Raw genomic sequence first — 16,696 nt, forward strand, 5'->3', positions numbered from 1 at the left:
TTGGACCCGATCCGCGACTCCCATACAGGCCAGCGCCGCCACGGCGGGGCACTACAGGCCGGACAGATGGCAGCATCCGACTACGCGACCAAAACCTCTCCACTCCGGACTTGCGCTGAAGGGGGCGTCCACAGATGGAAATTTGCCGTTCCTCTCCCGCTGTGCGGGAGAGGGGGACCGTCCGCCGAAGCCGGCACAAGCCGGCTGAAGAGCGGATGGTGGAGAGGGATAGCCCCAGGCGCCGCGCTATCCGCCTCGGGCCTCACCACGTCCTCGTCAGCTCATGGCGGCGGCTCGCCCTCTCCACCCCTCGCTCTTCGCTGCGCTCGGCGAGCGGTCCCCCTCTCCCGCTTCGCGGGAAAGGAAGACATGGGTCGCGAACGCGCCTCAAGCCGTCGCCGACAAACTGCCCCTCGGCGTGGCGGTTTGTAGCGAGCGGCTGTAGTCCGAGACGTGGTCTTCCCTAAGGCCAAGGGATGGGTGAAGACGGCTCTGGTTCTTCTGTATCCTCGGAGAACCTACCCCGCCGCAACATCAAATCGAGTGCCGCCTTGGCGACCGGTGCGACCCGAAGTGGCCAATCCGTGCGAATGACTTCATCAACAGTTGGGTCGCGAGAGATGTCGGTGTCCGCGATAGCCTCCTGCATTAGCTTGCAGACCTCGCGAACTGCGACGGCTTCTTCCGGCGTCATCGCGGGATTGTCGTCGGGCTCGCCTTCGTACGGGAACCAATCGAAGAAGGCTTCGAACCACTCCGTCAGCCCCGCTTCCAAAACGCCCGCATCTCCTTGGGAGAGAGTCCAAATCTCTTCCATGATCCGATTGCGAATCCGCTGCTCGACGAGCCGCACTGACGGCTCACTCTCGTCTTTGGCGGACATCCGGCGACTCCTCGCTACCCGGTCGGCCATATCGTTCATGGTGCGCGAATGCCCGCAACGGGTCCGATCACGGAACTTGCCAAACGTCCCGAAAATAGCCAGTCGCCGCATTGGAACGCGTCGATCTCCTGGCGACATGCGCCATGAGATTTGAGCCCGTCGTCTCGCGTGCGGGCACAAGCCAATTGAACCTTCCCCCGCTGAAAGCGGATGCAACCCCCGTGGCTTTGGCTGCCAGGCCAACAGGGCTGGGAGGGCGAAGAACCTGACGGCTCCGACGTCAGGGAGGAGAAAGCCGTGAAACAGAACGCCATGAAATACGTCACGCCGGCGCTGGCTGGCGCCGCCCTGCTGATAGCACCCGGCTTGGCATTGGCGGGCAATGTCCACCTGGCGACGGGGATGAAGGGCCAGCCCAGCCAGACGATCGGCGCGCCCCAGACAGGGAGCGTCACGCCGGGCCACGCCAGCACGGCCCCGGGCTCGGCCTTCAACCCGAATGGGAATGCCGGGACCCACTACGCGGGAACCCAGCCGCAGAACTCCAGCAATCCGAAGAGCGTATCTCAATACGACGTCGCGGGATTCCAGCAGTCCCATAAGTGACGGAATGGCGGCGGGGCTGGCGAACGCTCGCCAGCCCCATGCGCAAAGGCCGAATACGCCTCGGGCTCACACCCCGTCCGGATAGACTGGCGAGATGTCGACGGGGATGTCGCCGAGGATGGCGATCACGGTTTTCGCCGCATCGTCCAGGTGGGCGTACTGGTCGAAGAAGGCCTTCATCCCGGCGTAGTCGCCGTCGCCCTGGCGGCGCACGATCTCGGCGACCAGGTCGCGGACGCCGGCGGCCATGGCCGCATCGTCCACCCGGAACCGCTGCTGGGCGGCGTCCCAGCGGAACGCCCCCTTCGACTTCAGGTAGCCGTACTGCAGGGCCGCCCCGCGGCCGTGGGCGTCGCCCTCGCCCCAGCGCACCGCGCGCAGGAGGCCGGTGAAATAGGTGGCCATCAGCTGCGGCCGCTCCGCCGCCGGGATCTGACCCTTCTGCATCATGAAGAGGATGTTGTAGGCGCCCATCACGTCGGCCTTGGCTTCCTCGGCCGTGCCGTGGATGTCCTTCAGCTCCGCCTGCACGGTGGTGGCGCGACCGCTCAAGGTGATCGAGCCCGGCCCCAGGCTGTGCGACAGCTCATGGAACAGGGTCTCGTAGACCATGTACTTGCGCGCCACGAGCGGGACCTGCTCGGCGACCAGGGCGCGCCCGGCGATCGGCTGCAGGATCTTCTCGTACTTGGCGCCCAGAACGTTGGCGAGGATCACCTTCTTGGCGCCCTTGGCTTCGCGCACCCGCTCGTCGTTCGGCAGGTTGAAGGCTATGGTCTGGGGCCCGTGCAGGTTGTCGCCGCCGCCGCGCACCTGGTCGGCGACGGCGATCGGCGAGGCCCCGCCGCGCTTGAAGTTCTTGTAGCGGTCCTCGACCGGGAGGTTGGCCTCCATGTCGTGCAGGTAGGACTTGAAGCCGGCGAGCTTGGCGCTCTCCTGCGGGTCCTTGACGGTGACGAAGGCTTCGTAGGCCGCCTTCTGGCCGTAGAGCTCGTCGGTGTAGGTCTCGTAGGGGCCGATGGCGACCTCGACCGGCGTGCCGGTCACGTCCATCCAGGCCATCTCGGAGGCGAAGTAGTCGTTGGTGCGGAAGGCCTGGGCGCGGAGCGTCAGGAACCGCTTCAGGCTTTGGTTGCTGGTCGCCCGGGCCGCCGCCTCGAGCAGGGCCGCCGCACGGGCCAGCTCGGACCTGTAGGCCTCGGAATAGGGAACCGTGACCAGGCGGGCGCCCCGGCGGCGCACCACGGTGTAACCGTCCAGCAGCGTCTCGCGCTCGGCCGGGTGGGCTGTGACATAGGCGTCGAGCTCGGCCTTGGTGAGGTCCGCCGGATAGAAGCCGTGGCCCGGCCCCTTCCCGGCGGCCTGCTTGTCGTAGATGGCGCTCATCTGGTCGGCGGCCTGGATCAGCAGGTTCACCACCTTGCGCTCCTCGGGGCTCAGGAAGGCGGTGTTCGGCCGCATCTCCACCCGCACATAGCCCGCCTGCGCCTCCGCGGCGGCCGGCACGGCGCGGGCGAGCGCGGGGGCCGCGGCGATGCCCGCGGCCAGGAACATGGCGATCAAGGTGCGCATTTCGGCAGGCCTCCCAGAACTGTGTCTTTCTCCTAGCCTGTTACATCGAATGTGACGAGATGTGGCGACGCTCCGCCCCTCGGCCGCAGCACCTGGAGAACGTTGTTTTTCAATAGCTTGACTGTTAACCTTGGCCGTAGAATCGCAACGGCCGGGGCAGCGCCGCTCCGGGGTGCGGGGGAGCGGCATGAATTTCAACATCACCTTCGACGCCAGCGTGAATTCCGCGCCGGCCGGGTTCACCACGACCGTGCTGGGCGTCGCCAACTATTACGCCGGCGCCTTCACCGACAACGTCACGGTCAACCTGTCGATCGGCTATGGCGAGGTCGGCGGCAGCGCCATGCCGAACGGCGCGCTGGGCGCCAGCCAGACCTACCTGACCTCGACGACCTACAAGAGCCTGGTCAACGCGCTGAAGGCGGACATGACCAGCGCCGCCGACCATGGCGCGGTCGCGAGCCTCCCCGGCGCCGATCCCACCGGCAACGGCCACTACTGGGTCTCGACCGCCGAGGGCAAGGCGCTGGGTATCTATTCCGGAACCGGCCTGGACGGTTCGGTCGGGTTCGCCTCGACCGCGGCCTTCGACTATGACGCCTCGAACGGCGTCGCGTCCGGCTCCTACGACTTCTTCGGCACGGTCGCGCACGAGTTCTCCGAGGTCATGGGCCGGATGCTGCTGGCGGGCAGCCGCATCAGCATCTTCCCGCACAGCTACACGCCGCTCGACCTGTTCCACTTCGCCTCGGCGGGCGTGCGAACCTTCTCCGGCACGAAGGCGGGCTATTTCTCGGTCGACGGCGGCGCGACGAACCTGGAGAACTTCAACACCAATCCATCCGGAGATTACGGCGACTGGTCCTCGCTCAAGGGCGTCGACGCGTTCAACGCCTTCGCCACCAGCGGGCAGGTGGCGCCGGTCAGCACCGCCGACCTGACGGCGCTGGACGCCATCGGCTGGAATCTCGCCGGCGTCGGAACGAACCCGACGACCAGCGGCGGCACGGTCACCAGCGTCCAGCTCACGGCGAACACGGCCGCGCCTTCCGGCGGCGTGGAGCATGGCCGCGACGCCGCGGACCTCCAGGCGATGCTCGGCGTCGGCAAGGGGCTGTTCAACCCTCACCTGGCGTCCGACCTCGACTTCTACTACGGCGCCTGAGCGGCGCCGGGCATGTAGCACCCGAAACGACAAAGGCCCCGGACATTGCATCCGGGGCCTTTGCGTTCAGCTGGAGAGCTGCAGTTCAGTCTTCGCCGAAGCCGGCTTGCTGCACCGGACCGGAGTCTTTGCCCTTCTCCGCCGGGTCGCGATCGACGAACTCGATCACCGCCATCGGGGCGTTGTCGCCGTAGCGGTAGCCAGCCTTGAGCACGCGGATGTAGCCGCCCTCGCGCTCCTTGTAGCGCGGGCCGAGCACCGAGAAGAGCTTGCCGACCTGGGCCACGTCGCGGACTTGCGCGATCGCCTGGCGGCGGGCATGCAGGTCGCCGCGCTTGGCCAGCGTCACCAGCTTTTCGACGAAGGGCCGCAGTTCCTTGGCCTTCGGCAGGGTGGTGACGATCTGCTCGTGCTTGATCAGGCTCGCCGACATGTTGGCGAACATGGCCGTGCGGTGGCTGGTGGTGCGGCCCAGTTTGCGGTGGGCTTTGCCGTGACGCATCTCAAAATCTCCTGGGCCACCTGGCCCGCTGGACGCTCCCGATCCGCGGGACGCTGTCCGACCTAACCGAGTCCCAGCCTGCTCCCGCCTGGGTCAACGCGAAGCGCCGGGGTCCTCCGCCGCTGTTGCGGCGTCATCGGGCCCAGACCGCCGAAGCGGTCCGGAGTCGGCGCGAAGTCTAAATCCAAAATCCGCCGGGCGGATCTTGGGCCGTCTTACATCTGGTCTTCGAACTTTTTGGCAAGCTCTTCGATGTTCTCGGGCGGCCAGTTCGGCACGTCCATGCCGAGGTGCAGCCCCATGCCGGCGAGCACTTCCTTGATCTCGTTGAGCGACTTGCGCCCGAAGTTCGGGGTGCGCAGCATCTCGGCTTCCGTCTTCTGGATCAGGTCGCCGATGTAGACGATGTTGTCGTTCTTCAGGCAGTTGGCCGAACGGACCGACAGCTCCAGCTCGTCGACCTTCTTCAGCAGCGCCGGGTTGAACGGCAGCTCCGGCTTGGACTCGCCCTCGACCTTCTTCTTCGGCTCTTCGAAGGTGATGAAGATCTGCAGCTGGTCCTGGAGGATGCGCGCGGCGTAGGCGACCGCGTCGACCGGGCTCACCGCGCCGTTGGTCTCCACCTCCATGATCAGCTTGTCGTAATCCAGGCTTTGCCCTTGACGCGTGGGCTCGACCCGATAGGCGACGCGCTTGACCGGCGAATAGAGGGCGTCGACGGCGATCAGGCCGATCGGGGCGTCCTCAGGCCGGTTCATCTCGGCCGGCACGTAGCCCTTGCCGGTCTGGACGGTGAACTCCATGCGCACCTGAGCGCCCTCGTCGAGGGTGCAGAGCACATGGTCGGCGTTGAGGATCTCGATGTCGGCCGGGGCCTCGATCTGGCCGGCGGTCACCGGGCCCGGGCCGGTGGCGCGGAGCGTCATGCGCTTCGGCCCCTCGGCGTGCATCCGGACGGCGAGTTGCTTGATGTTCAGGACGATGTCTACGACGTCTTCACGGACGCCTTCGATGGAGGAGAACTCGTGGACCACGCCGTCGATCTGGACGGCGGTGACGGCCGCGCCTTGCAGCGAGGACAGGAGCACGCGACGCAGGCTGTTGCCCAGCGTCACGCCGAAGCCGCGCTCGAGCGGCTCGGCCACCAAACGCGCCTTGCGGCTCGCGTCGGCGCCGGTCTCGATCAGCGGCTTCTCGGGACGGATGAGCTCGTTCCAGTTTCTTTCGATCACGGATGGTGTCCCTCGAAACGCAGGATCGCCGGCCGCATTCGCGGTCCGGCGCCTCAGAATTTGCAGTACTTAACGACTTAGACGCGCCGGCGCTTGGGCGGCCGGCAGCCGTTATGCGGGATGGGGGTCACGTCGCGAATGGTGGTGATCGTCATGCCCACGGACTGCAGGGCCCGGAGCGCCGATTCGCGGCCCGAGCCTGGACCCGAGACGTTCACTTCCAGGGTCTTCACGCCGTGCTCGGCCGCCTTGCGGCCCGCGTCCTCGGCGGCCATCTGGGCGGCGTACGGGGTCGACTTGCGCGAGCCCTTGAAGCCCATCATCCCGGCGGACGACCAGGAGATCGTGTTCCCCTGCGCATCCGTGATCGTGATCATGGTGTTGTTGAACGAGGCGTTCACGTGCGCCACGCCCGAGGTGATGTTCTTACGCTCGCGGCGTTTGACGCGCGCCGGTTCCTTGGCCATCGGAGGTCCGCTCTCTTACTTCTTCTTGCCGGCGATCGGCTTGGCCGGGCCCTTGCGGGTCCGGGCGTTCGTGTGGGTGCGCTGACCGCGGACCGGCAGGCCCTTGCGGTGACGCAGGCCGCGATAGCAGGCCAGGTCCATCAGCCGCTTGATGTTGACGGCGGTCTCGCGACGCAGGTCGCCTTCCACCGTGTAGTCGCGGTCGATGGCTTCGCGGATCTGCAGGACCTCCTGGTCGGTCAGCTGGTTGACGCGCCGGGCGTCTTCGATGCCGACCTTGCTGACGATCTCCCGCGCCTTCGCCGGGCCGATGCCATGGATGTACTGCAGCGCGATCACGACGCGCTTATTCGTAGGGATGTTTACGCCAGCGATACGGGCCACGTGGAATGTTCTCCTGGTCACGCAAGAAAAGCGCGAACAGCGCCCCGGCCCCACGACCCAAAGGGCCAAGCCGGCGCGTCCCTCGCGCTCATTCCGCGGAAGCGCTTCGTTATATGGATCGGCGCGGCCGCGTCAATGCGTAAACGCGCAATAATGAACAAGCCCCCTGCGCCGCGGGGAGGAGCCTCGCGCGCGTCCTGCCGATTACATCCTCAGAGCTTCCGCCCGAGGCGGTTAAGGAAAGCATGATGGGCGGATCTGGCGCAATGATGGCGTGGCCGGCGGTCATGCGGCTTGACGCGGCGCCCGCCAGACGGACACTCCCGCCTCATGACCACCCTCCCCGACTTCATCCGCGGCCTTCCGAAGGCCGAGCTCCACCTGCACATCGAAGGCAGCCTCGAGCCCGAGCAGATGTTCGACTTCGCCAGGCGCAACCGCATCGCCCTGCCCTTCGCCTCGGTCGAGGCGCTGCGGGCGGCCTATGACTTCGGCAATCTGCAGGACTTCCTCGACATCTACTACCAGGGCGCCGACGTGCTGCGCACCGAGGCCGACTTCCGCGACCTGGCGCTGGGCTATTTCCGCCGTCTCGCCGCCGATGGCGGCCGGCACGCCGAGATCTTCTTCGATCCCCAGACCCACACCGACCGCGGCATCCCCTTCGCGGTCGTCGCCGACGGCCTGCTCGCCGGCATGGCCGAGGCCGAACGGGACCTGGGCGTCACCTCCAAGCTGATCCTCTGCTTCCTGCGCCACCTCGACGAGGACGCGGCTTTCGCCACCCTGCGCGCGGCCGAGCCGTACCTGGACCGGATTGTCGGCGTCGGCCTCGACTCGTCGGAGGTCGGCCACCCGCCGTCGAAGTTCGCCCGGGTGTTCGCCGCCGCCCGCGAGCGCGGGTTGAAGCTGGTCGCCCACGCCGGCGAGGAGGGCCCGCCGGAATATGTGCACGAAGCGCTGGACCTGCTGGGCGTCGACCGCATCGACCACGGGAACCGCTCGCTGGAGGACCAGGCCCTGGTCGAGCGGCTGGCGCGCGAGCAGATGACGCTGACGGTCTGCCCGCTCTCCAATCTCAAGCTCTGCGTGGTCCGCGACCTCGCCGCCCATCCGCTGAAGCGCATGTTGCAGCTCGGGCTGAAGGCCACGGTCAACTCCGACGACCCGGCCTACTTCGGCGGCTATCTGGCGGACAACTGGATCGCGACGACGAAGGCCGTCGGCCTGACCCGCGAGGAGCTGGTCACCCTGGCGAAGAACAGCTTCACCGGCTCGTTCCTGACGCCCGAGGAGATCGCCCGGCACGTGGCGGAGATCGAGACGTACGCTGGCGTCTGAAGTCCCGCCGCTACGCCGGAGAGGCCGATTTCCGCAGCACGAAGTAGCCGATGTCCGGCGGCAGGACGTCGCTCACGACCGCGAGCGCGGCCGCCACGACATAGAGCCCCACGGCCTTCACGGGCGAGACGCTGCGGTCGTAACGGATCCGCGCCCAGAGTCCCTTGGCGGTCATCGACGGCAGGCGCCCGTGGGCGAGCGGCTCGAAGCCGTGCGCCCGGAAGAGCCGCAGCACGGCCGCGGAGGTATAGTAGGCGAGGTGCGGCGAGGGCAGGCCCTCCTGCCACATCCGCGCCAGCGGCCCCTTGATCCCGAGCCGCGCGGCCAACCTGGCCAGCTGAAAGATCACGCCGCCCGCCAGCGGCAGGTTGAGGATCAGCATCCCGCCCGGATTCAAGCGCTCGCGCACCGCCTCGGCCATGGCGTGGGCGTCCGGCAGGTGCTCGAAGACGTCGTTGAAGCTGATCGCGTCATAGCTCGCGCCCGCCGGCAGGGCGTCGGGGAAGAAGCCCTCGATCACCGGCGCGCCGGAAGCCTTGGTGCGGGCAGCCACCTCACGGTCGGGCTCGAGCCCGAGCGGCCGGTAGCCGCGCCGCGCCGCCGCCTCCAGGAACCAGCCGTGCGCACAGCCGACGTCGAGCAGGGACGCGCCCTCCGCCAGGTGCGCGGCGCAGCCGTCGAGCAGGCGTTCGAAGTTGGCGACCCGCAGCGCCTTCAGCGCCCGCTCGCGGCGGACCTCGTCGAGCCGGTCGTCCTGGGCCTGGTTGATCGCCACCGGAAAGGCGCTGCGATAGAGGCCGCAGCCGGAGCAGCGGTACGTGCCGGCCAGCGCGTCCGGCCGCATCGGCGCCTCGCAAAGAAAACAGCTGAGCGCCTCGCCTGGCCGCCCCGAACGCAAGCCTGCATCCACCGTCGTCAGGCGGCGACCCCGTCGAGGGCCTCGTCGATCGCCTTGGCCACCGCCTCGATCGTGCCCATGCCGTCGACCTCGACGAGCTTGCCCTGCCCCTCGTAGTAGGGCAGCAGCGGGGCGGTCTGGTCGTTGTAGGCGGCGAGCCGGACCTTGAAGCTGTCCGGATTATCGTCCGGCCGGCCGCTCTCGGCGAAGCGCCCGGCGACGCGCTGCAGCAGCGCCTCGTCGTCGACCCGCAGTCGGACCACGCTGTCGATCTTGCGGCCGCGGCTCTTCAGCATGGCGTCGAGCGCCTGGGCCTGGGCCAGCGTGCGCGGGAAGCCGTCGAAGATCGCCCCGCCGGCGGCCTCAGCCTCCGGCAGGCGCTCCTCGATGAGGGCGATGACGATGTCGTCGGAGACCAGCTCGCCGCGTTCCATGATCCCCGACACCTGCTTGCCGAGGTCCGAGCCCGAGGCGATGGCGGCGCGCAGCATGTCGCCGGTCGAAAGCTGCACCATGCGGCGCTGCTCGACCAGACGCTTGGCTTGCGTGCCCTTGCCGGCCGCCGGCGGTCCGAACAGGATCAGGTTCATCGTCTACTCGCCCTCCCCGCCGCCCCGTTCGGGATCGGCGCTTGCGACCGCCCCAACTCAGCGGCCGCGCATGCCTCTTAGCTTGGATTTCTTGATCAGGCCTTCGTACTGGTGCTGCAGCAGATAGGACTGGATCTGCGTGACGGTGTCCATGGTGACGCTGACCACGATGAGCACCGACGTGCCGCCCATGTAGAAGGGCGCGTTGTAGAAGCCGATCAGCGCCTCGGGCAGCAGGCAAACCAGGGTGATGTAGGCCGCGCCGATCACCGTCAGCCGGGTCAGGACGAAGTCCAGATATTCCGCCGTGCGCTTGCCGGGCCGGATGCCGGGCATGAAACCGCCGTACTTGCGCAGGTTCTCCGCCGTGTCCTCCGGATTGAACACGACCGAGGTGTAGAAGAAGCAGAAGAAGACGATCAGGGCGCCGTAGAGCAGCATGAACAGCGGCCGGCCATGCTGCAGTTGGCCGGTCAGGCCCGGCAGCCATTGCAGCCACGCCGGCAGGTTCGCGCCGGCGCCGTTGACCGCAAAGCCCATCACCGTCGTCGGCAGCAGCAGCAGGCTGGAGGCGAAGATCGGCGGGATCACGCCCGAGGTGTTGATCTTCAGCGGCAGGAAGGAGGTGTCGCCGCCGAACATGCGGTTGCCCACCTGACGCTTGGGATACTGCACCAGGAGCCGGCGCTGCGAGCGTTCCATGAAGACGATGGCCACGGTCACCGCGACGATCAGCACCGCGATCAGGAGCAGCACGCCGCCGTTCAGCGCGCCGGTCCGCGCCAGCGAGAAGGCCTGGCCGATGTAGCGCGGGAAGACCGCGACGATGCCGGCGAAGATGATCAGGCTGATGCCGTTGCCGACGCCGCGGCTGGTGATCTGCTCGCCCAGCCACATCAGGAACATGGTGCCGCCGGTAAGCGTCACGACCGTCGAGACGACGAAGAACAGGCCGGGCTGGTCGACGAGCCCTTCGCTGGCCTGCAGGCCCATGGCGATGCCGAAGGACTGGAAGAGCGCCAGCACCACGGTCAGATAGCGGGTGTACTGGTTGAGCGTCTTGCGCCCCGCCTCCCCGCCTTCCTTCCTAAGCTTCTCCCACGGCGGATAGACCGTGCCGAGCAGCTGGACGATGATCGAGGCCGAGATGTAGGGCATCACGTTCAGCGAGAAGATCGCCATGCGCTGCACCGCGCCGCCCGAGAACATGTTGAACATGCCCAGGATGCCCTTGGCCTGGCCCTGGAACGCCTGGGCGAAGGCCGCCGGGTCGATGCCGGGGATCGGGATGTAGGTGCCCAGGCGATAGATGACCATCGCGATGAGGGTGAACCAGATCCGCTTGTGAAGCTCCGTCGCCTTGGCGAAGGCGTCGAAGTTCATGTTCGCGGCGAGCTGTTCAGCGGCCGAAGCCATTCAGCAAATCCCCTGACTCGAAACCCTGATCAGATAGGACGCGCCGGCGCCTCAGGCAAACACCGACTGAACGGTGTCCGCGGTTTCCCGGCTGAAATAAGCCGGGAACACGTCTGGAGGTTAAGCCGGCGCCGTCGCAGGCCGTGATCAGGCTTCGGTGGCGGTTTCCGGCTTGGTGGTCGTCAGGGCGCCGCCGGCCTTCTCCACCGCCGCGCGCGCCGAGGGCGTCGCCGCATAGACGGTGATGTTGATCTTCGACTTCAGCTCGCCCTTGCCGAGCAGCTTCACGCCGTCCTTGGCGCGGCGCAGCACGCCGGCCTTCACCAACGCCTCGGCGTCGATCGGCTGTTTGGCGTCGAGCTTGCCCGCGGCGATCGCCTGTTCGATCCGCCACAGGTTCACTTCGGCGAACTCCTTGGCGAAGGGATTGTTGAAGCCGCGCTTGGGCATGCGCATGTGCAGCGGCATTTGGCCGCCCTCGAAGCCGGCGATCGAGACGCCGGTCCGGGACTTCTGGCCCTTCACGCCGCGACCGGCGGTCTTGCCCTTGCCCGAGCCCGGGCCGCGGCCGACGCGCATGCGGCCCTTGGTGGAGCCGGGACGCGGCGCGAGTTCGTTGAGCTTGGTCATGTGCCTCTCCTTAAGAGATCTGGCGCCGGGGCGGGCGCCCCGACTCGGCTTTGGAAACAAAACTCCCTCCCCTTTATGGGGAGGGACAGCTCGCCAAGGGCGAGCAGGATGGGGAATACAGGATCGAGCGCGGAGCGTGAACCCCACTTCCCCACCCGGCTCGGGCTGCGCCCGAGCCACCCTCCCCGTCAAGGGAGGGAGGCGCTACTCGACGATTTCCACCATGTGGGCGACCTTGGCGATCATCCCGCGGATGGACGGAGTGTCTTCGTGCGTGGCCGTGCGGCCCTGCTTGTTCAGGCCCAGGCCGACGAGCGTCGCGCGCTGGTCCTTTTTCCGGCGGATCGGGCTGCCGGTCTGACGAACGGTGATGGTGGCCATCTGAACTTATCCTTCAGCGTCGGCGGCCGCGGCGACAGCCGAGGCGCCGTCGGCCCTGCGGCCGATCACGTCGGAGACCTTCTTGCCGCGCTTGGCGGCGACCTGACGCGGCGAGGACTGAGCCTTCAGCGCCTCAAAGGTCGCGCGCACCATGTTGTAGGGGTTGGACGAGCCGACCGACTTGCCGACGACGTCCTGGACGCCCAGGGTTTCCAGCACCGCACGCATCGGACCGCCGGCGATGACGCCGGTGCCGGGAGGCGCCGCACGGACCATCACCTTGCCCGCGCCCCAACGGCCCGCGCCGTCGTGGTGCAGGGTGCGGCTTTCGCGCAGCGGCACGCGGATCATCGACTTCTTGGCTTCCTCGGTCGCCTTGCGGATGGCTTCCGGCACTTCGCGCGCCTTGCCGTGACCGAAGCCCACGCGGCCCTTCTGGTCGCCGACGACCATCAGAGCGGCGAAGGAGAACCGCCGGCCGCCCTTCACGGTGGCGGCGACGCGGTTGATGTGGACCAGCTTCTCGACGATTTCGCTGTCGCGCTCTTCTTCGCGCTGCCGGCGGTCGCCACGCTGTTCGTCTCTGCGAGCCATCGTGCTTTCCTTAGAAGTTCAGGCCGGCTTCGCGCGCGGCGTCGGCCAGGGCCTTGACCCGACCATGATAGAGGTAGCCGCCACGATCGAAGATCACGTCCTTGACGCCCTTCTCGATGGCGCGCTGGGCGACCAGGGCGCCGACGCGGGCGGCGGCGTCCTTGTCCGCGCCCTTGGTCTTGGCTTCGCCGCCTTCCAGCGACGAGGCGGCCGCTAGGGTCACGCCGCGTTCGTCGTCGATGATCTGGGCGTAGATCTGCTTCGACGAGCGGAAGACCGACAGGCGCGGGCGCCCGTTCGCCAGCTTGCGCAGGCGGGTGCGGACGCGCTGGGCGCGACGGTGAGTGGATTCGCGAGGAGAGAGCGCCATCTTACTTCTTCTTGCCTTCCTTGCGGCGGACGGTCTCGCCGGCGTAGCGCACGCCCTTGCCCTTGTAGGGCTCGGGCGGACGGATGCGGCGGATGCGCGCCGCGGTCTCGCCGACCAGCTGCTTGTCGATGCCGGAGATCCGGACCTCGGTCTGCTTCGGCGTCGCGAAGGTCACGCCGGGCGGCGGCGGGATGTCGACGTCGTGGCTGAAGCCGAGCTGCATGGAGAGCGCCTGGCCCTTCATCGCCGCGCGGTAGCCGACGCCGACCAGCTCAAGCGCCTGCTCGTAGCCCTGGGTGACGCCCACGACCATGTTGTTCACCAGCGTGCGCGAGAGGCCCCACATGGCTTGCGCCCGGGTGGTCTCGACGCGCTTGGAGAGCAGCAGCTCCTGCCCTTCCTGGCGAACCTCGATCTCATCGGCCACGGTCCAGGCGAGCTGGCCCTTGGGGCCCTTCACCGTGACCGCCTGGCCGTCGATGGTCACCGTCACCCCAGCGGGGACGGCGACCGCCTTCTTTCCGATCCGCGACATCTTAGTAGACCCGGCAGAGGACTTCGCCGCCCACGTTCGCGTCCCGCGCGGCCGTGTCCGACATGACGCCCTTCGGCGTCGACAGGATCGAGATCCCGAGACCGTTCTTCACCGGCTTCAGGTCCTTGATCGACGAATAGACGCGGCGGCCCGGCTTGGAGACGCGGCTGATCTCGACGATGACCGGCTGGCCATCGAAGTACTTCAGCTCGATCTCGAACTCGGGGAAGGCGCCCGGCTTTTCCACCAGGTGGTAGCCGCGGATGTACCCTTCCTCCAGCAGCACGTCGAGGACGCGCGCGCGCATCTTCGAGGCCGGAGTGGTGACCTTGCTGCGGTTCCGTTGGGCCGCGTTCTTGATGCGGGCGATCAGATCGCCGACGGGGTCGTTGACCATGGGAGACCCTCCTACCAGCTCGACTTGACGAGGCCGGGGATCAGGCCCTGCGAACCCAGTTCGCGGAGCGAGACGCGGCTCATCTTCAGCTTGCGATAATAGGCGCGCGGACGCCCGGTGACCTCGCAGCGGTTGCGAATGCGGGTCTTGGACGAGTTGCGCGGCAGCTCCGCGAGCTTCAGCCGGGCTTCAAAACGATCTTCGAGCGGCAGGCTCTCGTCGTTGGCGATCGCCTTCAGCGCGTCGCGCTTGGAGGCGTATTGCTTGACGAGCTTCTTGACGTGCTCGTTGCGGTTGACGGCGCTTTTCTTGGCCATGTTGTCTCTTCCTTCCCGCTCTTACGCTTGCACGAACGGGAACTGGAACTGCTTCAGAAGCGCGCGCGCTTCGTCGTCGGTCCGGGCAGTCGTGGCGACGATGATGTCCATGCCCCACATCTGGTCGATCTGGTCGTAGTTGATCTCCGGGAACACGATGTGTTCCTTGATCCCCATGGCGTAGTTGCCGCGACCGTCGAAGGACGTCGGCTTCAGGCCCCGGAAGTCCTTCACGCGCGGCAGCGCGATCGTGATCAGCCGGTCCAGGAACTCGTACATCCGATCCTTGCGCAGGGTCACCTTCGCGCCGATCGTCATGCCTTCGCGCAGCTTGAAGCCGGCGATCGAGGTGCGGGCCTTGGTCGGCACGGGCTTCTGGCCGGCGATCTTGGTCAGGTCGGCGATCGCCGCCTGGACCTTCTTGGAGTCGCCCACGGCCTCGCCGATCCCCATGTTCAGGACGATCTTGTCCAGCTTGGGGATCTGCATCTCGTTCGTGTAGCCGAACTCTTCCCTCATCGCCGCCCGGATGCGCGACCGGTATTCGGTCTTCAGCCGCGGCTCGTAAGCTTCGTCAGCCATTGATCACCTCGCCGGTCGTCTTGGCGAAACGGACCTTCTTGCCGCCTTCCATCCGGAAGCCGACGCGGGTCGCCTTGCCCTTGGAATCGACGATGGCCACGTTCGACACGTGGATCGGCGCTTCCTTGTTCTTGATGCCGCCCTGCGGATCGAACTGTGTCGGGCGGGTGTGGCGCTGAACGATGTTCAGGCCTTCGACCAACACGCGCTGTTCCTGCGGCAGCACCTTCAGCACGGCGCCCAGGCGCCCCTTGTCCTTGCCGGTGAGGACCACGACGCGGTCCCCCTTCTTGATCTTCGCAGCCATCACAGCACCTCGGGGGCGAGCGAAATGACCTTCATGTGGTTCTTCGCGCGCAGTTCGCGAGGAACCGGCCCGAAGATGCGGGTGCCGATCGGCTCGCCTTGCTTGTTGACGATCACCGCCGCGTTCTTGTCGAAGCGGATCACCGAGCCGTCCTTGCGCTTGATGCCCTGGCTGGTGCGCACGACGATCGCCTGCAGCACGTCGCCCTTCTTCACGCGGCCGCGCGGAATGGCTTCCTTGACGGAGACCACGATGCGATCGCCGACGCTGGCGTAACGGCGCTTGGCGCCGCCCAGCACCTTGATGCACATGACCCGGCGCGCGCCGGAATTGTCGGCGACGTCCAGATTAGTCTGCATCTGGATCATAGGTTACGATCCCTTACGCTTGCTGGTCCGCGCCGCCCTTAGGCAACACTTCCCAGGTTTTCAGTTTCGACTTCGGCGCGCACTCGATGATGCGGGCGACGTCGCCGGTCTTGTAGGCGTTCGCCTCGTCGTGCGCGTGGTAGCGCTTCGAGCGACGCACGGTCTTCTTCAGCAGCGGGTGCAGCAGGGTGCGCTCCACCTTCACCACCACGGTCTTGTCGCCCTTGTCGGAGACGACAACGCCTTCGAGAATTCGTTTCGGCATCTATCGCTCTCCTCAGGCCTGGGCCTGCTTGGCGCGCAGGACCGTCTTGATGCGCGCGATGTCCTTGCGCACCTGGTCCACGCGGTGGGTCTTCTCGACCTGGCCCGTCGCCTTCTGGAAGCGCAGGTTGAACTGCTCCTTCTTCAGGTTGACGAGCGTCTCGGCCAGCTGATCGGGCGTCATGCCCCGGACTTCATCGATCTTCATCACGCGTGCTCCGCGACGGCGGCGTCGATGCGGGTGACGATGCGGGTCTTGACCGGAAGCTTGGCCGCGCCGAGGCGCAGGGCTTCGCGGGCGACATCGTCCGGCACGCCGTCGATTTCGAACATGATCCGGCCCGGATGGACGCGGGCGGCCCAGTATTCCACCGCGCCCTTGCCCTTACCCATCCGGACTTCGGCCGGCTTGTCGGTGACCGGCACGTCCGGGAAGATGCGGATCCACACCCGGCCCTGACGCTTCATCTGGCGGGTGATCGCGCGGCGGGCCGCTTCGATCTGGCGCGCGGTGATCCGCTCGGGCTCGACCGACTTCAGACCGTAGGAGCCGAAGTTCAGCGTGAAGCCGCCCTTCGCCGTTCCGTGGATCTTGCCCTTGAACTGCTTGCGGTACTTGGTCTTCTTGGGAGACAGCATGACTTCAGTTCCTTAGGCGTTCGCTTGCTCGCGCCGGTCGCGGCGCGGACCGCGCTCACGATCGCCACGCTCGCGGCCGCCGCCCTCGCCCGCCGGGCCGCTTTCGCCGGCCAGGCGCTTGTCGAGCGCCATCGGGTCGTGCTCGAGCACTTCGCCCTTGAAGACCCACACCTTCACGCCGATCACGCCGTAGGTGGTCTTGGCCTCGGTGAAGCCGTAGTCCACGTCGGCGCGCAGGGTGTGCAGCGGCACGCGG

The 16,696-nt window shown here is 67.1% G+C and carries 25 protein-coding genes and 1 pseudogene; 3 read left to right on the forward strand and 23 right to left on the reverse strand.

Going from position 1 to position 16,696, the window contains the following annotated elements:
- Positions 1-463 precede the first annotated feature (463 nt).
- Complete coding sequence (locus VJS38_RS14465) at positions 464-883, reverse strand: hypothetical protein (RefSeq protein ID WP_324088854.1); 420 nt, start codon at positions 881-883, stop codon at positions 464-466.
- A 297-nt stretch (positions 884-1,180) separates the two neighbouring features.
- On the opposite strand from VJS38_RS14465, the gene VJS38_RS14470 reads away from it, so the two are divergent.
- Positions 1,181-1,489 (forward strand): hypothetical protein, encoded by a 309-nt coding sequence (locus tag VJS38_RS14470; protein ID WP_324088855.1) that lies wholly within the window; start codon positions 1,181-1,183, stop codon positions 1,487-1,489.
- A gap of 66 nt (positions 1,490-1,555) precedes the next feature.
- Here VJS38_RS14470 and VJS38_RS14475 read toward each other — a convergent pair whose 3' ends face one another.
- A complete protein-coding gene (locus tag VJS38_RS14475) occupies positions 1,556-3,061 on the reverse strand; it encodes a dipeptidyl-peptidase 3 family protein (RefSeq protein ID WP_324088856.1) in 1,506 nt (501 codons plus the stop codon).
- Positions 3,062-3,248: 187 nt separating this feature from the next.
- Here VJS38_RS14475 and VJS38_RS14480 point away from each other — a divergent pair, with 187 nt between their 5' ends.
- Positions 3,249-4,226 carry an NF038122 family metalloprotease gene (locus VJS38_RS14480; RefSeq protein WP_324088857.1) on the forward strand — a complete coding sequence of 326 codons (978 nt, stop codon included), beginning with the start codon at positions 3,249-3,251 and terminating at the stop codon, positions 4,224-4,226.
- An 85-nt stretch (positions 4,227-4,311) separates the two neighbouring features.
- Here the strand turns inward: VJS38_RS14480 and rplQ are convergent, their stop codons facing one another.
- The 4 genes from rplQ to rpsM all read right to left on the reverse strand — a co-directional run bounded on the left by rplQ (position 4,312) and on the right by rpsM (position 6,811).
- Entirely contained in the window at positions 4,312-4,728 is a 417-nt protein-coding gene (gene rplQ, locus VJS38_RS14485; protein ID WP_324088858.1) for a 50S ribosomal protein L17, read from the reverse strand.
- Between the two features lie 215 nt (positions 4,729-4,943).
- Complete coding sequence (locus tag VJS38_RS14490; RefSeq protein WP_324088859.1) at positions 4,944-5,960, reverse strand: DNA-directed RNA polymerase subunit alpha; 1,017 nt, start codon at positions 5,958-5,960, stop codon at positions 4,944-4,946.
- A 77-nt stretch (positions 5,961-6,037) separates the two neighbouring features.
- The gene (gene rpsK, locus VJS38_RS14495; RefSeq protein ID WP_183777088.1) at positions 6,038-6,427 is read right to left on the reverse strand and encodes a 30S ribosomal protein S11; all 390 of its coding nucleotides are present in this window, start codon (positions 6,425-6,427) and stop codon (positions 6,038-6,040) included.
- A gap of 15 nt (positions 6,428-6,442) precedes the next feature.
- Positions 6,443-6,811: a 30S ribosomal protein S13 gene (gene rpsM, locus VJS38_RS14500; RefSeq protein ID WP_324088860.1), complete on the reverse strand. Its 369-nt coding sequence runs from the start codon at positions 6,809-6,811 to the stop codon at positions 6,443-6,445.
- 330 nt (positions 6,812-7,141) lie between these two features.
- On the opposite strand from rpsM, the gene VJS38_RS14505 reads away from it, so the two are divergent.
- A complete protein-coding gene (locus VJS38_RS14505; RefSeq protein ID WP_324088861.1) occupies positions 7,142-8,152 on the forward strand; it encodes an adenosine deaminase in 1,011 nt (336 codons plus the stop codon).
- Positions 8,153-8,162: 10 nt separating this feature from the next.
- Here VJS38_RS14505 and VJS38_RS14510 read toward each other — a convergent pair whose 3' ends face one another.
- From VJS38_RS14510 to VJS38_RS14590, 17 genes and pseudogenes are all read right to left on the reverse strand, one after another.
- Positions 8,163-8,996 (reverse strand): class I SAM-dependent methyltransferase, encoded by an 834-nt coding sequence (locus tag VJS38_RS14510; RefSeq protein ID WP_324088862.1) that lies wholly within the window; start codon positions 8,994-8,996, stop codon positions 8,163-8,165.
- 71 nt (positions 8,997-9,067) lie between these two features.
- Positions 9,068-9,640 (reverse strand): adenylate kinase, encoded by a 573-nt coding sequence (locus VJS38_RS14515; RefSeq protein ID WP_324088863.1) that lies wholly within the window; start codon positions 9,638-9,640, stop codon positions 9,068-9,070.
- Between the two features lie 57 nt (positions 9,641-9,697).
- Positions 9,698-11,056, reverse strand: a complete 1,359-nt coding sequence (gene secY, locus VJS38_RS14520; protein ID WP_324088864.1) for a preprotein translocase subunit SecY — start codon at positions 11,054-11,056, stop codon at positions 9,698-9,700.
- Positions 11,057-11,203: 147 nt separating this feature from the next.
- Positions 11,204-11,686, reverse strand: coding sequence for a 50S ribosomal protein L15 (gene rplO / locus VJS38_RS14525; protein WP_324088865.1), 483 nt, complete (start codon positions 11,684-11,686; stop codon positions 11,204-11,206).
- A 204-nt stretch (positions 11,687-11,890) separates the two neighbouring features.
- On the reverse strand, positions 11,891-12,067 hold the full coding sequence (gene rpmD, locus VJS38_RS14530) for a 50S ribosomal protein L30 (protein WP_324088866.1): 177 nt from the start codon (positions 12,065-12,067) through the stop codon (positions 11,891-11,893).
- Positions 12,068-12,073: 6 nt separating this feature from the next.
- Positions 12,074-12,661, reverse strand: a complete 588-nt coding sequence (gene rpsE, locus VJS38_RS14535) for a 30S ribosomal protein S5 (protein ID WP_324088867.1) — start codon at positions 12,659-12,661, stop codon at positions 12,074-12,076.
- 10 nt (positions 12,662-12,671) lie between these two features.
- Positions 12,672-13,031 (reverse strand): 50S ribosomal protein L18, encoded by a 360-nt coding sequence (rplR, locus tag VJS38_RS14540; RefSeq protein WP_324088868.1) that lies wholly within the window; start codon positions 13,029-13,031, stop codon positions 12,672-12,674.
- 1 nt (position 13,032) lies between these two features.
- The gene (gene rplF, locus VJS38_RS14545; protein WP_324088869.1) at positions 13,033-13,566 is read right to left on the reverse strand and encodes a 50S ribosomal protein L6; all 534 of its coding nucleotides are present in this window, start codon (positions 13,564-13,566) and stop codon (positions 13,033-13,035) included.
- A 1-nt stretch (position 13,567) separates the two neighbouring features.
- On the reverse strand, positions 13,568-13,963 hold the full coding sequence (gene rpsH, locus VJS38_RS14550; RefSeq protein ID WP_324088870.1) for a 30S ribosomal protein S8: 396 nt from the start codon (positions 13,961-13,963) through the stop codon (positions 13,568-13,570).
- 11 nt (positions 13,964-13,974) lie between these two features.
- On the reverse strand, positions 13,975-14,280 hold the full coding sequence (rpsN, locus tag VJS38_RS14555; protein ID WP_324088871.1) for a 30S ribosomal protein S14: 306 nt from the start codon (positions 14,278-14,280) through the stop codon (positions 13,975-13,977).
- Positions 14,281-14,301: 21 nt separating this feature from the next.
- Positions 14,302-14,862: a 50S ribosomal protein L5 gene (rplE, locus tag VJS38_RS14560; protein ID WP_324088872.1), complete on the reverse strand. Its 561-nt coding sequence runs from the start codon at positions 14,860-14,862 to the stop codon at positions 14,302-14,304.
- Complete coding sequence (rplX, locus tag VJS38_RS14565; RefSeq protein WP_324088873.1) at positions 14,855-15,169, reverse strand: 50S ribosomal protein L24; 315 nt, start codon at positions 15,167-15,169, stop codon at positions 14,855-14,857. The genes rplE and rplX overlap by 8 nt, the downstream gene beginning before the upstream one ends.
- A complete protein-coding gene (gene rplN, locus VJS38_RS14570; protein WP_324088874.1) occupies positions 15,169-15,537 on the reverse strand; it encodes a 50S ribosomal protein L14 in 369 nt (122 codons plus the stop codon). Before rplN ends, rplX begins: the two co-directional genes overlap by 1 nt.
- A gap of 13 nt (positions 15,538-15,550) precedes the next feature.
- A complete protein-coding gene (gene rpsQ, locus VJS38_RS14575) occupies positions 15,551-15,802 on the reverse strand; it encodes a 30S ribosomal protein S17 (protein WP_324088875.1) in 252 nt (83 codons plus the stop codon).
- Between the two features lie 12 nt (positions 15,803-15,814).
- Positions 15,815-16,009: a 50S ribosomal protein L29 gene (gene rpmC, locus VJS38_RS14580; RefSeq protein ID WP_324088876.1), complete on the reverse strand. Its 195-nt coding sequence runs from the start codon at positions 16,007-16,009 to the stop codon at positions 15,815-15,817.
- Positions 16,009-16,440 (reverse strand): 50S ribosomal protein L16, encoded by a 432-nt coding sequence (rplP, locus tag VJS38_RS14585; protein WP_324088877.1) that lies wholly within the window; start codon positions 16,438-16,440, stop codon positions 16,009-16,011. The genes rpmC and rplP overlap by 1 nt, the downstream gene beginning before the upstream one ends.
- A 12-nt stretch (positions 16,441-16,452) precedes the next feature.
- Positions 16,453-16,696 (reverse strand): annotated as a pseudogene (locus tag VJS38_RS14590) (30S ribosomal protein S3); the annotation flags it as partial.

This window comes from Phenylobacterium sp., from assembly GCF_035276905.1.
Taxonomy (GTDB): Bacteria; Pseudomonadota; Alphaproteobacteria; order Caulobacterales; family Caulobacteraceae; genus Phenylobacterium.

What these genes read in the sequence shown, in the direction of transcription:
- rpsN (WP_324088871.1), bottom strand. Translation starts at nt 14,280, where the DNA reads ATGGCCAAGAAAAGCGCCGTCAACCGCAACGAGCACGTCAAGAAGCTC.
- rpsQ (WP_324088875.1), bottom strand. Translation starts at nt 15,802, where the DNA reads ATGCCGAAACGAATTCTCGAAGGCGTTGTCGTCTCCGACAAGGGCGAC.
- rplR (WP_324088868.1), bottom strand. Translation starts at nt 13,031, where the DNA reads ATGGCGCTCTCTCCTCGCGAATCCACTCACCGTCGCGCCCAGCGCGTC.
- rplN (WP_324088874.1), bottom strand. Translation starts at nt 15,537, where the DNA reads ATGATCCAGATGCAGACTAATCTGGACGTCGCCGACAATTCCGGCGCG.
- rpsK (WP_183777088.1), bottom strand. Translation starts at nt 6,427, where the DNA reads ATGGCCAAGGAACCGGCGCGCGTCAAACGCCGCGAGCGTAAGAACATC.
- VJS38_RS14475 (WP_324088856.1), bottom strand. Translation starts at nt 3,061, where the DNA reads ATGCGCACCTTGATCGCCATGTTCCTGGCCGCGGGCATCGCCGCGGCC.
- rpsE (WP_324088867.1), bottom strand. Translation starts at nt 12,661, where the DNA reads ATGGCTCGCAGAGACGAACAGCGTGGCGACCGCCGGCAGCGCGAAGAA.
- rpsH (WP_324088870.1), bottom strand. Translation starts at nt 13,963, where the DNA reads ATGGTCAACGACCCCGTCGGCGATCTGATCGCCCGCATCAAGAACGCG.
- VJS38_RS14510 (WP_324088862.1), bottom strand. Translation starts at nt 8,996, where the DNA reads ATGCGGCCGGACGCGCTGGCCGGCACGTACCGCTGCTCCGGCTGCGGC.
- VJS38_RS14505 (WP_324088861.1), top strand. Translation starts at nt 7,142, where the DNA reads ATGACCACCCTCCCCGACTTCATCCGCGGCCTTCCGAAGGCCGAGCTC.
- VJS38_RS14465 (WP_324088854.1), bottom strand. Translation starts at nt 883, where the DNA reads ATGTCCGCCAAAGACGAGAGTGAGCCGTCAGTGCGGCTCGTCGAGCAG.
- VJS38_RS14480 (WP_324088857.1), top strand. Translation starts at nt 3,249, where the DNA reads ATGAATTTCAACATCACCTTCGACGCCAGCGTGAATTCCGCGCCGGCC.
- rplE (WP_324088872.1), bottom strand. Translation starts at nt 14,862, where the DNA reads ATGGCTGACGAAGCTTACGAGCCGCGGCTGAAGACCGAATACCGGTCG.
- rplX (WP_324088873.1), bottom strand. Translation starts at nt 15,169, where the DNA reads ATGGCTGCGAAGATCAAGAAGGGGGACCGCGTCGTGGTCCTCACCGGC.
- rplQ (WP_324088858.1), bottom strand. Translation starts at nt 4,728, where the DNA reads ATGCGTCACGGCAAAGCCCACCGCAAACTGGGCCGCACCACCAGCCAC.
- rplF (WP_324088869.1), bottom strand. Translation starts at nt 13,566, where the DNA reads ATGTCGCGGATCGGAAAGAAGGCGGTCGCCGTCCCCGCTGGGGTGACG.
- secY (WP_324088864.1), bottom strand. Translation starts at nt 11,056, where the DNA reads ATGGCTTCGGCCGCTGAACAGCTCGCCGCGAACATGAACTTCGACGCC.
- rpmD (WP_324088866.1), bottom strand. Translation starts at nt 12,067, where the DNA reads ATGGCCACCATCACCGTTCGTCAGACCGGCAGCCCGATCCGCCGGAAA.
- VJS38_RS14515 (WP_324088863.1), bottom strand. Translation starts at nt 9,640, where the DNA reads ATGAACCTGATCCTGTTCGGACCGCCGGCGGCCGGCAAGGGCACGCAA.
- rpmC (WP_324088876.1), bottom strand. Translation starts at nt 16,009, where the DNA reads ATGAAGATCGATGAAGTCCGGGGCATGACGCCCGATCAGCTGGCCGAG.
- rplP (WP_324088877.1), bottom strand. Translation starts at nt 16,440, where the DNA reads ATGCTGTCTCCCAAGAAGACCAAGTACCGCAAGCAGTTCAAGGGCAAG.
- rplO (WP_324088865.1), bottom strand. Translation starts at nt 11,686, where the DNA reads ATGACCAAGCTCAACGAACTCGCGCCGCGTCCCGGCTCCACCAAGGGC.